This window comes from Chroococcidiopsis sp. CCALA 051, assembly GCF_003015105.1.
Classification (GTDB): Bacteria; Cyanobacteriota; Cyanobacteriia; order Cyanobacteriales; family Chroococcidiopsidaceae; genus Chroococcidiopsis; species Chroococcidiopsis thermalis.
Genome location: NZ_PYCI01000135.1, coordinates 1 through 17,443 on the forward strand (window position 1 = coordinate 1; position 17,443 = coordinate 17,443).

General features: G+C 42.4%; 13 protein-coding genes and 1 pseudogene. All 14 read left to right on the forward strand.

Translation table 11 applies throughout. The features are described from left to right. Window positions 1–61 precede the first annotated feature (61 nt). Window positions 62–940, forward strand: a complete 879-nt coding sequence (locus C7Y66_RS24810) for an alpha/beta fold hydrolase (protein ID WP_106547623.1) — start codon at window positions 62–64, stop codon at window positions 938–940. A gap of 17 nt (window positions 941–957) precedes the next feature. Next, on the forward strand, window positions 958–1,383 hold the full coding sequence (locus C7Y66_RS24815; RefSeq protein WP_106547624.1) for an ester cyclase: 426 nt from the start codon (window positions 958–960) through the stop codon (window positions 1,381–1,383). Window positions 1,384–1,433: 50 nt separating this feature from the next. After that, entirely contained in the window at window positions 1,434–2,435 is a 1,002-nt protein-coding gene (locus tag C7Y66_RS24820) for an aldo/keto reductase (protein WP_106547625.1), read from the forward strand. Window positions 2,436–2,457: 22 nt separating this feature from the next. Further along, window positions 2,458–4,908, forward strand: coding sequence for an alpha-amylase family glycosyl hydrolase (locus C7Y66_RS24825; protein ID WP_106547626.1), 2,451 nt, complete (start codon window positions 2,458–2,460; stop codon window positions 4,906–4,908). 163 nt (window positions 4,909–5,071) lie between these two features. Continuing rightward, window positions 5,072–5,596 (forward strand): hypothetical protein, encoded by a 525-nt coding sequence (locus tag C7Y66_RS24830; RefSeq protein WP_146149869.1) that lies wholly within the window; start codon window positions 5,072–5,074, stop codon window positions 5,594–5,596. 91 nt (window positions 5,597–5,687) lie between these two features. Next, window positions 5,688–9,302: a hypothetical protein gene (locus tag C7Y66_RS24835; protein ID WP_106547628.1), complete on the forward strand. Its 3,615-nt coding sequence runs from the start codon at window positions 5,688–5,690 to the stop codon at window positions 9,300–9,302. 86 nt (window positions 9,303–9,388) lie between these two features. After that, window positions 9,389–9,898, forward strand: a complete 510-nt coding sequence (locus C7Y66_RS24840) for a MarR family winged helix-turn-helix transcriptional regulator (RefSeq protein WP_015153191.1) — start codon at window positions 9,389–9,391, stop codon at window positions 9,896–9,898. 93 nt (window positions 9,899–9,991) lie between these two features. After that, on the forward strand, window positions 9,992–10,528 hold the full coding sequence (locus C7Y66_RS24845) for a hypothetical protein (protein WP_106547629.1): 537 nt from the start codon (window positions 9,992–9,994) through the stop codon (window positions 10,526–10,528). Between the two features lie 470 nt (window positions 10,529–10,998). Beyond that, on the forward strand, window positions 10,999–12,063 hold the full coding sequence (locus C7Y66_RS24850) for an NAD-dependent epimerase/dehydratase family protein (RefSeq protein ID WP_106547630.1): 1,065 nt from the start codon (window positions 10,999–11,001) through the stop codon (window positions 12,061–12,063). A gap of 60 nt (window positions 12,064–12,123) precedes the next feature. Beyond that, window positions 12,124–13,392 (forward strand): glycosyltransferase, encoded by a 1,269-nt coding sequence (locus C7Y66_RS24855; RefSeq protein WP_106547631.1) that lies wholly within the window; start codon window positions 12,124–12,126, stop codon window positions 13,390–13,392. A 44-nt stretch (window positions 13,393–13,436) separates the two neighbouring features. Further along, entirely contained in the window at window positions 13,437–14,153 is a 717-nt protein-coding gene (locus C7Y66_RS24860) for a bifunctional 2-polyprenyl-6-hydroxyphenol methylase/3-demethylubiquinol 3-O-methyltransferase UbiG (RefSeq protein WP_106547632.1), read from the forward strand. 5 nt (window positions 14,154–14,158) lie between these two features. Next, a complete protein-coding gene (locus C7Y66_RS24865; RefSeq protein ID WP_106547633.1) occupies window positions 14,159–15,226 on the forward strand; it encodes an NAD-dependent epimerase/dehydratase family protein in 1,068 nt (355 codons plus the stop codon). A gap of 91 nt (window positions 15,227–15,317) precedes the next feature. Continuing rightward, window positions 15,318–17,024: a hypothetical protein gene (locus tag C7Y66_RS24870; RefSeq protein ID WP_106547634.1), complete on the forward strand. Its 1,707-nt coding sequence runs from the start codon at window positions 15,318–15,320 to the stop codon at window positions 17,022–17,024. A gap of 131 nt (window positions 17,025–17,155) precedes the next feature. Beyond that, window positions 17,156–17,443 (forward strand): annotated as a pseudogene (locus C7Y66_RS24875) (hypothetical protein); the annotation flags it as partial.

The following is a 17,443-nucleotide window of genomic DNA, read 5'->3' on the forward strand; positions in this document are numbered from 1 at the left end:
TTACCCATTACCATCTGCATTCCTTTTACAAGCAATTTAGTATCTTCGTAGGAGACAATCAATGTATATCGGTCGCGATTGGTCAATCGAGCATAACCAACGGGCGAAAGTCAACAACGCCGAACTCAGATATGCGCTGGTAGGGAGTGGCGAACCCGTACTTTGCATTCACGGCACGAATATTGCTGACAGCCTGATTACGCCACTGCAATTTTATCCCCAACTGTTTGAAAAATACCAGTTTATTAGCTACTACAGAGCTGGCTACAACGGCAGCACTCTAGAAAAAGATAGTTTGAGCATTGAAGAAGGCGCAGAACACGCTAAACAATTGCTGGAGCATTTAGGGATTGAAAAAACACATATTCTCGCTTTTTCCTTTGGTGGTGTGATTGGCTTTCAATTCATGCTTTCCTATCCTGAGATGGTGCATTCTGCCATCCTGCTCGAACCATACTTGCCGAGAGAAGCACCAGAGGCAGTGGAAGCAAACGTGAATGCCTTTAACCGAGCGATGGATCTGTTTAAAGCTGGCGATCGCCTGGGTGCTGCTCAGCGTTACATGGTGGATGTCTGCGGACACAGTTTTTTGAGTGCTGTCGATATGACGAATCCAATTGACGTGTGGGACAGAGTTGCCGTTGATGCCAATATCGCTTTCACAATTGATTTCCCGGCAATTTCCAATTGGGGATTCAGAATGTCAGAGGCAGATCGGCTAGTCGAGAAAAAACCAACTATGCCAATCTTAGCGGCGATGGGATTGGACAGTGAAGCGGCGATGCCTGGTTTTCGCGAAACGCAGCAGTTTCTGATGGACTGGCTGCCGCAAGCCGAACGGTGCGGCATTATGAATGCAACTCACGGGATGCAAAGCATGAATCCTGTAGAAGTCGGACAAGCTGCCCTGGCTTTTCTCCAGAAGCACCCAATGGTTTAAGCCGGAGAAGTATTCATATGTCATTACTCGCGCAAGCCGAGCAGTTTTTCGCAGCACTTAACGCCCACGATCTCGATCGCGTAGCTGCCGCGATCGCACCGTCAGCCATCGTTCGCACGCCCATAGGGTCATTTACTGGCGGTGAAGCCTACCGAGAGTGGATGTTAATGCACTTCCGAGCGCTACCGGATTTCACTCACGAAATTCGTGGTATGGCAGCTGAATCAGATCGGATGCTTGCCTTCGAGCTGCACGCTACTGGAACTATGACTGGTCCGCTCGCCATGCCAGGTGGCGATTTGCCTCCTACTGGCAGAAGCATAGATATCTCGGCATCCGATTTCTGGCGGTTTGAGGACGAGCTAATCGTCGAGTATCATCTCTACTTCGATCGGCTCGATTTCTTCGGACAGTTGGGACTGACTCCACCAGCTGATTATTAATTTTTGACGCGATCTTGTATCTTTCTACTATCACTTTTTGAAAGAAGATTATGCAGACACGCACTCTCGGTAACAACGGTTCCAATGTCTCTGCTCTCGGTTTAGGGCTGATGGGGATGTCAGATTTCTACGGTCCCGCTGACCAAGCTGAAAGTATCGCAACCATACACGATGCGATCGCAGCTGGAATTACGTTATTGGATACAGGAGACTTCTACGGATCGGGTCACAATGAGATGCTCCTGCGCGAAGCCCTGAAAGGTCGCAGGCGTGAAGATGTCTTTATCGCCGTCAAATTCGGGGCGATGCGATCGCCTAACGGTGGTTTTATTGGCGTTGATTGCCGTCCTGCTTCCGTGAAAAACTTCCTTGCCTACACGCTCAAACGGCTGGGAACCGACTACATCGATCTTTACCAACCAGCGCGGATAGACCATACAGTACCGATCGAGGATACAGTCGGCGCGATCGCCGAAATGGTTAAAGCGGGCTACGTGCGCCATATCGGGCTTTCAGAAGCAGGAGCCGAAACCCTGCGCCGCGCCCAAGCCGTTCACCCGATTAGCTGGCTGCAAATTGAATATTCGCTCCTCAGTCGCGGCATTGAAGCTGAGATTCTGCCGACAGCTCGCGAACTCGGCATCGCGATTACTGCCTATGGAGTCCTGTCGCGCGGTCTTTTGAGCGGTCACTGGTCGAAAGAGCGATCGGCAACAGCCCGCGATTTCCGCGCCCACCTGCCCCGCTTTACGGGCGCAAACTTAGATTGCAACCTCGCCCTCGTCGAGGCGTTACGGGCGATCGCCCACGAGCAAGGGGCGACAGTGGCTCAAGTCGCGATCGCCTGGGTTTTAGCGCAGGGAGCAGATATTATTCCGCTGGTTGGCGCACGTCGGCGCGATCGCCTTGCTGAGGCGCTGGGTGCGTTGGAACTAGAGCTGTCCGTCGCAGATCTCGCTCGAATTGAAAAGGCAGTACCAACAACTGCGGTGGCGGGCGATCGCTACGATGCCGGACAGATGGCTATGCTCGACAGCGAAAGAAAAACATAAAGACGTTAACAAGAGTTTTGCTATGCCTACCATTCAATTTACATATTGCACGGGATTAAGAAGAGAGATTTTTGCCAACGCCCGCTTAACTGGTAACTGGGACGGCAACGGACGTTATTCGGAGCAGTGGACGACTATCCCCATGCAACAAACTATTGGTGAAGATGGCTGTCCCTGCTTTACCACAACAGTCGAGTTAGATGATTCGCAAGTTGGTTGGTTATTTCGCTGGGCTGTTATTTTAGATAGTTCAGCAGGTGCAGATCGGTGGGGTATTGCCACTGAGATTAATGATAGTAATTCGAGCGATCGCTACCGCAGTTTTACACTACAACCTGACAGCGGTAAACCGCAACCAGAACGCTATTACCTCACCCATTCCCGTCTTCTGGGAGCGCAAAAATACTATAACGACGCACCCCAACCAGCGATTCAATTTGCTGTCTGGTCGCCTAACGCTCAAAATGTGGAAGTGGTTTTTGGTGGTAGTAGCGGTTACATCGGCGATGACGGTTCTGGTATCGACTCCTCTCGCAGTGCGCTGGCTTTATCCCGACAAAACAATGGCATTTGGCTAACCAATATTGCTAATTCCGCCCTGGCTAATTTCGCCAATTTTGACCATCTGTCCTATATGTATCGGATTACGAAGCAGAACGGCAGAGTAGAATACAAAACAGATTTATATTCCCGCTGTCAGATAGGGCAAGGAAATATCAATCCCAACGGCGCAGCTTATACTGGCGATTACCGCGAACTCGATGGTTCGGTAAGTTGTTCGGTGGTTGTCGATCCCGATCGCGTTTTGATGCAACCTGGAGATAGCATTACGTCATCTTCACAAGAATTTACCTCTGAAGCAGAGTTTTGGCAAAACGAATTTAATCCCAATCGTCCCCTTCCCCGTCGCGTTGAAGATTTAGTTATTTACGAACTGCACATTGGTGCGTTGGGATACGGTACGAATCGACCTGGCAATTTTGCCGATGCTATACAACTACTGCCCTACTTAGTCGATTTAGGTGTCAATGCAGTTGAATTACTGCCCATGTCTGAATTTAGAGACGAGCAAAACTGGGGTTACGAAACATCCCACTACTTTGCTTTAGAATACAGCGCGGGTGGTCGCGACCAATTGAAGCATTTTGTTCGCGAGTGCCATCGCAACGGTATTGCCGTAATTATGGATGTGGTATATAACCACTACTCTCCAGATGCCGGACGCGCGCAATGGGCTTACGATTCGGACGTTCCCGAACAAAACATTTATTACTGGTACGAGGGCAATTCTAGCAACTATTTCTACTCGGACGGCAGGCACTTCCCAGAAGGCGGATATGTAGACAACATGTCCACTGGTTTCTCTCCCCGCTTTCATGAGGAGATGGTACGCAAGATGTTTATCAGCAGCGCCGCGACTCTATTAGAAGAGTTTCACGTTGACGGTTTCCGCGTCGATCAAACAACTTCGATGCACTCATATAACGTACTACATGCCGATGGTAGACCGTTAGGTAACGTTAATGTTTTTGGGGCTAAATTCCTGCGAGAATGGTGTCGGACGCTGAAGCTGATCCGCCCTGATGTGATGTTGATGGCGGAGGATCATTCTGATTGGGATCGAGTCACCGAGTCAACTGAAAATGGTGGTTTGGGGTTTGATGCGGCTTGGTATTCCAGTTTCTACCATAATTTAGTCGGCGATGCCAGCGCTGGAAGAGAATATGCCAAATTAATTCCCACGGCTGGCTATGGTGACAACGATCCGCTAGCGATGGATTACTTCGCAGGCGCGTTAGCAGCATCCGGCAGTCACAAAGTCGTCTATCACGAATCCCACGACGAAGCGGGTAACTCTTATTACGACGAAGGAGGCAATCGCGTTGAATCTCGGCGCACGATTGTAGCGGCAGTTAATTCTGCACCTTTAATTGGCGACACGCGGCGCTTTGCTGAGGCACGCTGTCACTTTGCTTGTGGCGTGACAATGTTGAGTGCAGGTACGCCAATGTTTCTCATGGGTGAAGAAATTGGGGCGCAAAAAGCCTACAGATACCGCGACTTTATTAATAACCGCGAAGATTTGTTAGGCGAACGGCAAACCAACGGACAGCGATTGTTTCGATTCTATCAGGATATCATTCGATTGCGACTCAACAATTCAGGATTGCGATCGCATAACATTGACATCATCCACGTCCACAATTCTAACCGAGCGATCGCTTTTAGACGCTGGGACAACTCCCAAGAATTTTTAATCGTTGCCAGTCTGAATAATAATCCTTTTGGTTCGGGATATGCGATCGAATCTTCTCGTCTTGGCAATGGTACGTGGCGCGAAGTTTTTAACAGCGATGCCGAACCTTATGGGGGAAATAGTGTCGGTAATTTAGGCGGATCTATTGGTTCTAGCAATGGGTGGATTCATGTTGTCATTCCGGCAAATGGATTTGTTGTTTTGCAGCGAATTTAGATCCCCCCAACCCCCCTTCAAAAGGGGGGCAATAAGATTTTTCGTTAGGATCGATTTAGATCTTTTCATCCCTTCTTAAATAGGAGAGTCATAGAACTTTTTGTTGAACCACAAAATTCATCTGCTATCCACGTCTAATTTTTTAACTTTTAACTTTTAACTTTTGACTTACTTTATCATGCCAAAATACACAGTTGAAGATGTTCTAGATATCATTAAAACCTTTACTCCAGAAGAAAAAATTGCCCTGCAATCTCAGCTGGCTACAGCCTTAAATTCTCCAGCAAGTGTCACACCCTCAAGTAGAAACCAACAATCTCAATCTTTTGGTAACGTTACCCTTGGTAGTGGCAATACTTTTGATGCCAATCAGATTTCTGCTGAAGGTTCAGTAAACTTAGCCCGTAGTACAAACAAAGGTGAATTTGTTAAAAAAGAAATTCAAGAAGCTTTAGACTTATTACAAACGCTTAAACAAGGAATTGCTCAAACTGAGACGCTGAATGTATTAGAAAAGAAAAATGCTGAGGCAACGATTTCAGTTGTAGAAGAAGAAATTACGAAGCCCAAACCAGATAAAAATTTACTGACTCAAGCAGGAAGCGCTTTAGAAAATTGTTGTAAAAAAGTAGCAGAATTTGCCGATCCTGCCTTGGCTATTGCGAATATCATCGCCATGATAGTTTAACGGTTATCAGTGACTTGTGACTAGTGACTGGTGACTAGAAAAGAATCCAGCCACTGGTTCCACTAACCACCAGCCACTCACATGACAAAAAATGCTAAACAGTCAACAACAAGTACAAAGTTTTGGTGATATTGCTTTAGGTGATGGAAATGTTTTTACGATTAACCAAATCCTCCAAGTCACCGCTTCTGCAATTCAGACTCGTCCTCTCAATCCAACATCACCTTATCGGGGACTGAAGAAATTTGAATTTAATAATAAAGATCTTTTCTTTGGTCGCGATCGCCTGATTGCCAATTTAATTGAAGTCATCAGTCAAAGTAATTTTATCCTACTCTTGGGTGCATCTGGTAGCGGCAAGTCCTCCTTAGTTCGGGCTGGAATTCTCCCTCAACTTGCTGAAAAATTAGGTGCTAAATTTCGCGATTTTACATTTACTCCTGACAGAAACCCTTTTGAATCTTTCCGAATTAGCTTGATTGGTAAAGGCTACAAGCAATCCGAAGTAGAATCTGCTTTTGATAATTTTAAATTACCTCTCAATCAAGGTATTCACGCTTTGAAAGAGAAAAACTCGCAATGGCTCATATTTATTGACCAATTTGAAGAGATTTTCACATTATGTCAAGATTTAGAACAACGTAAAAAATTTATTGATAATTTAGTTGCTATTGCTAAATCGAATCGCCAATCTGTCAAAATTATCTTAGCAATGCGGGCAGATTTTTTAGATCGTTTTAGTCCCTACCCAAACTTAGGTAAAATTGCACAGCAGAATATTCATCTCGTGACTGATATGCACCCAGATGAGTTGAGACAGGCGATCGAACAACCTGCTGCTCATCATGGTGTTATTTTTGAAGCCGGATTAGTAGAAGAAATTATTCGAGATATCCAAGGACAAGCTGGTTCTTTACCTTTATTACAATACACTTTAGATTTACTTTGGCAAAATGAAGATATTTCAGACCGCACTTTAAATATTAAAACTTATCGAGAATTGGGCGGCGTGCGCGGAGCATTACAAAGTCATGTCGATCGCATCTATCAGCATTTACAACCACAAGAGCAACAGGCAGCAAAACAAATTTTTCTCAGATTAATCGATTTAACCGCAACAGAAAAAGAATTCAATATAGTAGGAAAAGCTGTCAGTCGTCGCGCTTATCTGACCGAATTTGATAACCAATTAGTGCAAAATATTTTAGATCGATTAATTGATAGCAACTTATTGGTTAGCAACCGTCAAGAACAATCGACTGTAGAAATTGCTCACGAAATTTTAATTAACTCTTGGTCAACTCTGAAAGAATGGATTGAAGATAGTAAAGAAGCGATCGCCATTCGCAATCGATTGTCAGAAGATGCCCAACGCTGGCAAGATGCAGGTACACCCTCAGACGAACTCTGGAATGGTTCTAAGTTGCAACGGGTAGAAGAACTGCGACAGAAACAAGAATTCGATCGCCTGGGTGGGTTAACTGAGTTAGAAAATCGATTTATCGATGCCAGCATAGCAGAACGAGATCGCCGGATTTGGGAAGCAGAAGCACGTAGAAAGCAACAACTCATGGCAGTTTCCGGCGCATCAATTATTTTTGCCGGACTCGCACTTTTGGCAGGAGTGCAATGGCAACAAGCCGAACGACAGAAAACAATCTTAAGCTTGCGCGAACGGGCAAATCAAGCCACCAACCTGCTAAATATTAACCCAGTAGAAGGAGTAACGAGTGCGATCGCCCTCACTGGTGAAAGTATAGACCGATTTGGCGATCGATTCGCGCAGACTTTACCCCAAGTACGTTCTAGTTTACGGGATGCGATCGCCGTACCTACAGAACGCAATGCCCTCAGAGGACATCAGGGTGCTGTTTGGGTAGCTGCTTTTAGCCCCGATGGTCAGTATATTGCCAGTGCTAGCGATGACGGAACGGTGCGCTTGTGGGATAAACAGGGTAATCCCATCGGTCAACCCTTTCGGGGTCATAAAGGTTTTGTTCATTCAGTCGCCTTCAGTCCAGACGGGCAATATATAGTCAGTGGCGGTGGTGACAATACAGTGAGGTTATGGGATTTACAGGGCAATCTCATCGGTCAGCCCTTCCAGGGTCATCAAACTGCCGTGCTGTCTGTTGCTTTCAGCCCTGATGGACAGTACATCGCCAGTGGCGGTGATGATAGCACGATCGGGTTATGGGATTTACAGGGCAACCTCATCGGTCAACCCTTCCAGGGACATCAAGGAGAAGTTTGGTCAGTCGCCTTCAGTCCAGACGGACAATACATTGCTAGCGGTGGTGCTGACAACACGATTCGGCTGTGGGACAAACAAGGAAATCCACGCAGCCAGCCTTTTCGGGGTCATCAAGACCAGGTTTTTGCAGTTGCCTTCAGTCCCGATGGAAAAGCGATCGCAAGTGGTAGTGCCGATAATACGATACGCTTGTGGGATCTCAGAGGCAATGCGATCGCTCAACCCTTCACCGGACACGAAGATTTTGTCCGTGCAGTCACTTTTAGCCCCGATGGAAAGTATATCTTAAGTGGCAGCGACGATAAAACGCTGCGGTTGTGGGATTTAAAAGGACATCAAATCGGTCAGCCTCTAATCGGACATGAATATTATCTTTACTCAGTTGGCTTTAGTCCTGATGGAGAAACGATTGTTAGTAGTAGCGAAGATAGTACAGTTCGCCTCTGGAATCTAGCCGATTTTGAAAGCGATCGCACTTTCCAAAAACACCAGGATAAAGTCTTAGCTGTAGCCATTAGTCCCGATGGGCAGTACGTTGCAAGTAGTAGTGCTGACAAGACAATTCAGTTGTGGGATAAATCTGGAAATCCTCTGACTCAGCTACGAGGTCATCAAGGTGCTGTCAACTCAATTGCTATTAGTCCAGACGGACAATATATTGCCAGTGGTAGCGACGATCGCACGGTACGATTGTGGAATAAACAAGGTAATGCGATCGCTCGTCCCTTTCAAGGACATGCAGATGATGTATTCTCAGTCGCTATCAGTACTGATGGACAACATATAATCAGTGGTAGTGCAGACGGTACAATTCGATTATGGGATAAACAGGGTAATGCGATCGCGCGTCCTTTCCAAGGACATGAAGGTGGCGTATTCTCAGTCGCTATCAGTCCTGATGGACAACAAATTATCAGCGGTGGTAACGACAAAACAATTCGCGTGTGGGATCTAAAGGGCAATCCTATCGGTCAACCCTGGCGCAGACATCCAGATGAAGTCCACTCAGTAGCTTTTAGCCCAGATGGAAAATATGTCGTTAGCGGTAGCCGCGATCGCACGGTACGATTGTGGGATCGCCAAGGCAACGCGATCGGTCAACCTTTTTTAGGGCATGGTAGTCTCGTTACATCCGTTGCTTTCAGCCCAGATGGAGAATATATCGTTAGTGGTAGTCGCGATCGCACGGTAAGACTGTGGGATTTGCAAGGCAATGCGATCGGGCAACCGTTACAAAAGCATGAAGCTTCTGTCACCTCAATTGCAATTAGCCCCGACGGGCAACATATTATCAGCGGCAGTTGGGACAAAACAGTACAATTATGGCAAGGTGGTAGTTTCTCAACTTGGTTGAAAACAGCTTGCAACAAACTACAAGCGCATTCCGTTATTACCACACATGCCACAGAAACAGCCAAGATAGCCAGCAAAACCTGTCAAATTAAGTTGTAATTGGTCATGGGTCATTTGTAGCGATCGATGGTTAGTTGTTCTTGGTTTTGACTTTTGACTTTTGACTTCTAATTTCCGACTTCCCTATGGTTTCCTCCCGCAGTATCCCCAACCGCCAGACTATAGAACAGCTGGCTCAACAATTTCCAGAAGTTGATATTGCTTCAGTCGAAACCTGTTTAGCTTTTCTCGATACTACTGCTGAAGTTTATACTGCCCTGGAAACTCATTTTGCCCGCCACGGCTTGTCTGTGGGCAAGTTTACCCTACTAATGCAATTGTTTGTGGCTGGGGAACAGGGACTTACACCTTCGGGTTTTGCCGAACGTGCGGGTGTCACTCGTGCAACTATTACCGGACTGTTAGATGGATTAGAACGGGAAAAATTAGTGCAGCGCCAACCCTATCCCGGCGATCGCCGAATGCTAACGATCCATCTGACTGACAAGGGACGAGAACTCATTTCAAATCTGCTTCCAGAGCATTTTTGCCGCACGACAAGCATGATGTCTCAGTTGACGACAGCAGAAAAAAAGACATTGATCGAGTTACTCGGTAAGCTGCGCTCTGGTAGTGCTGCGATGCGCGAACCGTAACTGAAACTGAACCGATTCGCGATCGTGCTGTAGTATATAGTTAGCCACCTAATTGTATGTTAGCTAATATCCTAGCAATGGAGTACTAAATATATGAAAAAACTGAGCGTCAAGCAAAAAAACTGGCTGCTATCCGTCCACGTTGCTGTAGGCAGTATGTGGTTTGGCACGGCTTTATGTATGGTTGCGATCGCATTACATAACCGCAACACCATCAATGGCGATGAACTTTATGCAATTAACTCAGTTCTGAAACTGCTAGATGATTTTGTCATTATCCCTGCGGCTGTCCTATCGCTAATCACAGGTGGATTGCTTTGCTGGCTGACAATTTGGGGGTTTTTCAAACACTACTGGGTCATAGCCAAATGGGTGATGACTGTAACCCTAATTGTCACGGGTACTATCTGGCTTGGTCCCTGGACAAATGCAATGACTGCTATTGCTCAAACAGAGCGAATTCAAGCATGGCAAAACCCTCTTTATGTATTTGACCAAAAAGCAGTGTTAATAGGTGCTACCATACAGACTGGCTGTATTTTAGCGATCGTTGCTATTTCCGTAATTAAACCTTGGGGAAGAAGAAAGATCGAGAATCGGCAACAAGATCGCTCCGTTGCTTCGAGTTAAAGTTGAATGAGTTAGAGTAAGATATCCATGTCACCTCGATCCGCCATCAAGTATTTTGACTTTTAAATTTTGACTTTTGCCATTCACTTTACAACTTTCGCTTTTGCGATTGCCCCAGAGGATTTAAAAGCAATTCAAAACAATCAAAAAAGCTATTTGAAATTTGGTTTGAAGCGCAAATTAAGCGCATCTTCATCTGTCATAATGCTTTGAATAAGACATCTTACCTTACTGTCAATTACAGTATTTTTTCAATTCCTGAACTTTTCTGTCTTAACAAAATATAGCTTCTAGCAGAACATAGAGACTAGATTGCTTCCTAAAGTAGTACTTCAACTTACTATTGCCTACTAGTAAACTGTTCGAGAACTATTTTAAGGTTTTTTTAAATTTAGCTTTAAGAGCTACTAGAGGTAGTTGTGAAGCTGCAATCTGACAACAGATACATGCTAAAGCTACTATAAAAAGTTATGACAATTATTCTAGTCACGGGTTCGGCAGGATTAATTGGTTCTGAATCGGTGAGATTTTTCTGCGACCGGGGTTATACCGTCGTAGGAATTGATAATAATATGCGGCAAACATTCTTTGGGGAAAATGCCTCAACTAAATGGAACCGCGATTTGCTATTAGAAAAATATCACGGACAGTATATTCACCATAATATTGATATTCGCGATCGCGAGGCAGTTACTCAACTATTTCAACACTATGGCACAGACATTAGCTTAATTATTCATACAGCAGCTCAGCCTTCTCATGATTGGGCAGCTCGCGACCCCTACACTGATTTTACAGTCAATGCTAACGGTACTTTGGTCTTACTAGAAAATACCCGCCAAATTTGTCCAAATGCGGTTTTCATTTTTTGTTCTACTAATAAAGTTTATGGAGACAAACCGAATTTCTTACCACTAGTCGAGCAAGAGTGGCGTTGGGAGATTGAGGAAGCGCACCCATACAGTGTTGGCATTGATGAAACAATGTGTATTGACCAATGCAAACACTCTTTATTTGGAGCTTCCAAGGTTGCAGCGGATGTACTAGTCCAAGAATACGGACGTTACTTTGACATGAAAACTGCTAGTTTTCGAGGTGGATGTTTAACAGGTCCCAGTCACTCAGGTACTGAATTACATGGATTTTTATCTTATTTAATGAAATGCACGATGTTAGGAAAACCCTATCGGGTTTATGGCTACAAGGGGAAGCAAGTTCGAGACAATATTCATAGCTACGATCTGGTCAATGCTTTCTATCATTTTTACCAAGCTCCTCGGATTGCTGAAGTTTACAACATTGGGGGAAGTCGGTTCAGTAATTGCTCGATATTAGAAGCAATTCAAGAATGTGAAGCGATCGCTGAGAAAAAACTTAATTGGAGTTATGAAGAAGTTAATAGAAGCGGAGATCATATTTGGTGGATTAGCGATGTTCAGAAGTTTCAACAGGATTATCCTGACTGGAACTTAACTTATAGCATTAAAAACATTCTCAAAGAGATTTACATTCAAAACACTAGTCGTTGGGATTAAGGATTAACTCGTTTTAGTAGTGCAAATTACTCTCTTAGCTTCATTTATATTGGAGTAGTAGTGATGCAAAAAATATTTCAACAACGAACAGTTAAATTTTTCATTGGTGGGGGTATAGCAGCAGCACTGAATGTGTGGCTCATTTCTCTATTAATCGATCGCTTAGGGTTTCATACACCTGAATTGCGAAATATAGCCAATGCAATATCAATGGAGGTTTCCTTATTATTTAGTTTTTTCATCTACCGCATCTGGGTATGGACTGGTGGTGATTGGAGGCTGGAAAAAGTTTTGTGGCGACAGCTACCGCTCTATCATATATCTGCTAGTTCGAGCATAATTATACGTTTAATACTTTTTCCTATCCTCGATTGGTTAAGTCTTAGCCCTCAGAATAATACCCTAATAGGTGTGCTACTAGGTGCTATTCTTAACTATATAATTAGCGATCGCTTAGTATTTCAAACTAGAAAAAAGACCGAGCTTTATTATCCAGAAGGATTAGCACCAGCTTTAGCAACTCCGTCAAATTCAGCCAAACTAGCTGTAACCTCCACAAGTATTGAACCTACTCTGGTTCTTTCAATAGTCATTCCAGCTTATAACGAAGAGGATTGTATTGCCCGAACAATCCAATCGATTAGCCAAGTTTTAGAAGAGAAGTACATCCCTTACGACATTTTAGTAGTTAACGATAATAGTCGCGATCGCACAGAAGCAGTTTTACAACAGCTACGCTTACAAAATCCTAAAGTAACCTACATTAATAACTATTATCCTAATGGTTTTGGTTTTGCAGTACGCTGCGGTTTAGAGAATTTTCAAGGGGATGCTGTAGCGATTGTGATGGCAGATTGCTCTGACGCTCCAGAAGACATAGTTGCTTACTACTATAAGCTATGTCAAGGTTACGAATGCGTGTTTGGTTCTCGCTTTATTAAAGGTGGTAAAGTCATTGATTATCCAGCTCATAAGTTAATTGTGAATCGTTTAGCCAATTTATTTATTCAAATCTTATTTGGCTTAAACTTCAATGACACGACTAATGCTTTTAAGGCTTATCGCCGAGAAGTCATTAAGGGAGTTTATCCACTTTTATCTCATCACTTTAATCTTACGGTTGAAATTCCGCTTAAAGCGATCGCGCGAGGCTACTCTTACGCAGTTATACCAATTTCCTGGCGCAATCGTACAACAGGAGTGTCTAAGTTAAAGCTCAAAGAAATGGGTAGCCGTTATTTATTTATTGCCCTCTGTATCTTTTTAGAAAAGAAACTTTCTAGAGGAGATTACGTTCGGAAGAACTTACAACCTGCAATTCGTAGATGAGCCTGAAAAGGAATACTTTTTAATTTGAGGAAGCTAATAAATTCATGGCTATTTCACATTTAAACCAAGAGAAATATCTCAAAAGGCTTTACAGTAATCGATTTAATTATAAAGAGAAGAGAGCTAAAATTGCTTTGTGGAAAGTTTTAATAGAAAACTTTTTACAAAAACATGTCGGACAAGACTCAGTTGTATTAGATATTGGAGGAGGATATTGCGAGTTTATCAATCAGATTCAAGCAAAAGAAAAATACTTAATTGATTTAAATCCTGACTCTCAAGTATTTGCTAATTCTGACGTTAGGATTGCTCATCTTAATCTTCTAAACTTTAAAGAACGAGATTTGTTTACCAAGCGTGTCGATCGGATCTTTATTTCTAATTTTTTTGAACATTTAAATAATAAAGAAGAGTTGATTGAGATCTTATTATTTTGTTGGAATCGCCTTAAACCTGGCGGTTCGCTATTAATTATTCAGCCCAATTTTAAGTACTCGTTTAAGGAATACTATGACTTTATCGATCATGAATTACCGCTAACTCATCTTTCTTTGAAAGAAATACTAGAGACTGTAGGCTTTGAAATTAATGTGTTAATTCCCAGGTTCCTACCTTATTCAACAAAAGGTAGATTGACCTCACCTCAGCTTTTAAGACTCTACCTTAAATTGAAAATTTTGTGGAGGTTTTTAGGAGGACAAATGTTTGTGAAAGCAGTTAAACCTTCCAAAGTTAATGAATTACCAGCAATTGGGAGATAGATCTAATGATTCGACAAGTTTTGATTACAGGAGGAGCGGGTTTTGTAGGTAGTACTTTAGCGTTGGGGTTGGCTCAGCGCTATCCTGACTGGCAGATTACTGCTTTAGATAACCTCAAGCGGCGGGGTTCAGAGCTAAATTTACCTCGACTAAAGCAAGCAGGTATTCAGTTTATTCATGGAGATGTACGAAATCAAGAAGATCTCGATCCAGTGGCACTTAAACCCGATTTAATTGTAGAGTGTTCGGCAGAACCATCAGTTTTAGCGGGATATGCGTCTCCAGGGTACGTACTACAAACAAATTTGGTGGGAACGATAAACTGTCTGGAATTGGCTCGACAAACTCAAGCAGATTTTATTTTTCTTTCTACTAGTAGAATCTATCCAATTAAGAGCCTTAGTAGTTTGCAGTTCAAAGAGGCAGAAACACGGTTTCAACTCTTAGAGCAACAAAGTTTACCAGGAGCATCGAGCCAAGGTATTGCTGAGAATTTTCCTTTAAATGGGTCGCGATCGCTTTACGGTGCTACTAAGTTAGCGTCAGAGCTGTTGGTGGCTGAATATGCCGAGGCTTATGGACTAAGAACTATAATTAACCGCTGTGGCGTGCTGACTGGACCCTGGCAAATGGGCAAAGTCGATCAAGGCGTATTTGCTCTGTGGATGGCATTTCATTATTTTAAGCGATCGTTGAAATACATTGGCTATGGTGGAACGGGCAAGCAGGTACGAGATTTTTTACATGTAAGCGATCTCCTAAACTTAATTGACCTGCAAATTCATCAATTATCAAAATTAGCCGGACAGACATTTAATGTAGGTGGTGGGGTAAACAATACACTTTCACTTTGCGAGACGACGCAGCTTTGCCAAGAAATCTGCGGGCATAGCATACCAATTACTCCCCTTTCAGCCTCTCGAATGGGAGATGTACCGATTTTTATTACAGACTCTAGCAAGGTCATGTATGCCACTGGATGGCAACCTCAGAAAGATGCAAAAACAACTCTAACTGAAATTTATGAGTGGCTGCATAAATTCGAGCATCAAGTTAGCGAGATTTTTCTTTAAAGATTAGTTGTAACACTAGCAATAAGAAGGCTACTGATAGTAACTTTCTCTTATTAGAATGCCTTGTTTATTACACGACAAATAAACTTTAATGTATAAAATTACAATTTCTAAACTCAAGCCACCATTAGCATCAATTTTTCTCATTCCACCTACAGTTACTCTATGTTTTATAGCTTTTTTTAGTGTCAATGCTCCCTTAGGAGATCAATGGGATTTAGTTAGCCTGTTTGAAAAAGTTTTAACAGGAAAAGCAAATTTTGAAGATTTTTTTGCTCAACACAACGAACATAGAACATTTTTTCCAAAGCTTATATTTGTTGGTTTAGCTTTAATATCAAACTGGAACATTAAATATGAATTATATTTTAGCGTATTTTTAGTAGGCATGACATTTTTACTGCTATATAAACTTTCCCTACTAGAAGGCAGAAATAATTTTAGCAATTCAAAACACTTAACAAATTTCTTAACCTGTATTTTATTGTTCTCCATAATCCAGTACGAAAACTGGTTATGGGGTTATCAATTACTATGGTTCTTAATTAATGCTTGTTTGGCAGTAGCTGTTTTAATTATTGCTTCATCTAATAATTTTCCTAAAAGGCTTTATTTAGCAGCAATACCTTGTTTTATAGCTAGCTTCTCTGCAGCGCATGGATTGCTAACTTGGCTAGCTGTAATGCCATCAATAGCTTCTATTAAGGGTAGTTATAGGCAAAAAATAATAAGAATCACAGTCTGGATTTTACTTTTAATCGGAACTTTTACTATTTATTTTATAGGTTATCAAAAACCAAGTCACCACCCCGATACGCTTCTTTTTCTGAAACACCCACTTGGTACTTTATACTACTTTTTTACTCTTCTGGGAGCGCCTATTGTATATCATGCTAATATTCCCCTTATTGTAAAAACTTTAGGGGCTATACTTTTCTCAACTTTTTTCTTACTAATATTTTATTTCGTAAAGTATAAATCAAAATTTAATTTTAGTTTAGAGATAGCACCTTGGATATCAATAGGCTTATTTGCCATACTTTTCGCTCTTATAACCACATTAGGTCGTTTAGGTTATGGAGAATCTATGTCGTCAAGATATACAACTTGCTCAATATTATTAGTTGTTGCTGTTGCTCATCTTTGGCGGCTATCTTTTTCAAGAAATGTCTTTATTACTAGTATTTTTATAGGGTTTATTTTCATGAATTCTATTAACCGGATTCCCCCGACAATAGCTCTTCACCAACAAAGACTTGCTGGTGAAACTTGCTTAGAGTTAATAAAATTCATAAATAATTTAGAACATAGCTGTTTAGAAAAAACTATTCTTCCACCACCTCTTACTAGTCAGCTAAGAAAGCTATCAGGAATTCTGGAGGAAATAGGTTTTAGAAAGTTTCCGAAAGATGTATCCTTTATTACTGAGCCAGCCAAGAACTATGGTCACTTAGACTCTCCCCCTACAGAAGGAACCCTCATTACTATTAGCAGAAATGGAACTTTGGATGTAGCAGGCTGGGCTAGCTTACCAGACAGTCAGGAAATTCCAAATATAGTATTGTTTTCCTATGGCGATCGTAAATCATTTTTTGCCGATGCGCTTGTAAACCTAAATAGTCCGATCGTTGACACAACTCCTAACTCGATTCAATTTAATAAGGTAGAATGGTCAGCTAATATTTCATTCGAGTCTTTACCACCTGGAAAAACCGTAATACAAGCTTGGGTATACGAGCCTGTGGGTAAGCAGTTTATCAAATTAGATGGTGAAATTAAAGTAAATGTAGTGGAGTAAAGTGGCTATATATCCCCTGTCGGAAAAATGCAAAAAACTACTTTCAAGAAAATTCAATACCCCCTATTTTTTTAATTTGGACACTCGTATCATTATACCTTTTTCTAATTTTTATACCAATACCAAATAGTTTGGGAACCGATCTAGAGCTATCTTGGCAATATGCAATTAGCCGTGCAGCAGTAGACAAACTTATTTTTGGAAAAGATATTATATTCACATATGGTCCGTTGGGGTACTTAGTTCATGGAGCAGCGTTAGAGCAAAATTTTATTACAGTCACAAAATTTCGTTTTATTGTATATTTGATTTTGTTTGTAGCGGCATCTTTAAAAATAGCAAAGCTAAAAACGAAACTACAGAAATTAGTAATATTTTCAAGCTGGTTATTACTTGTTTCGATTAATATATCTGTAACT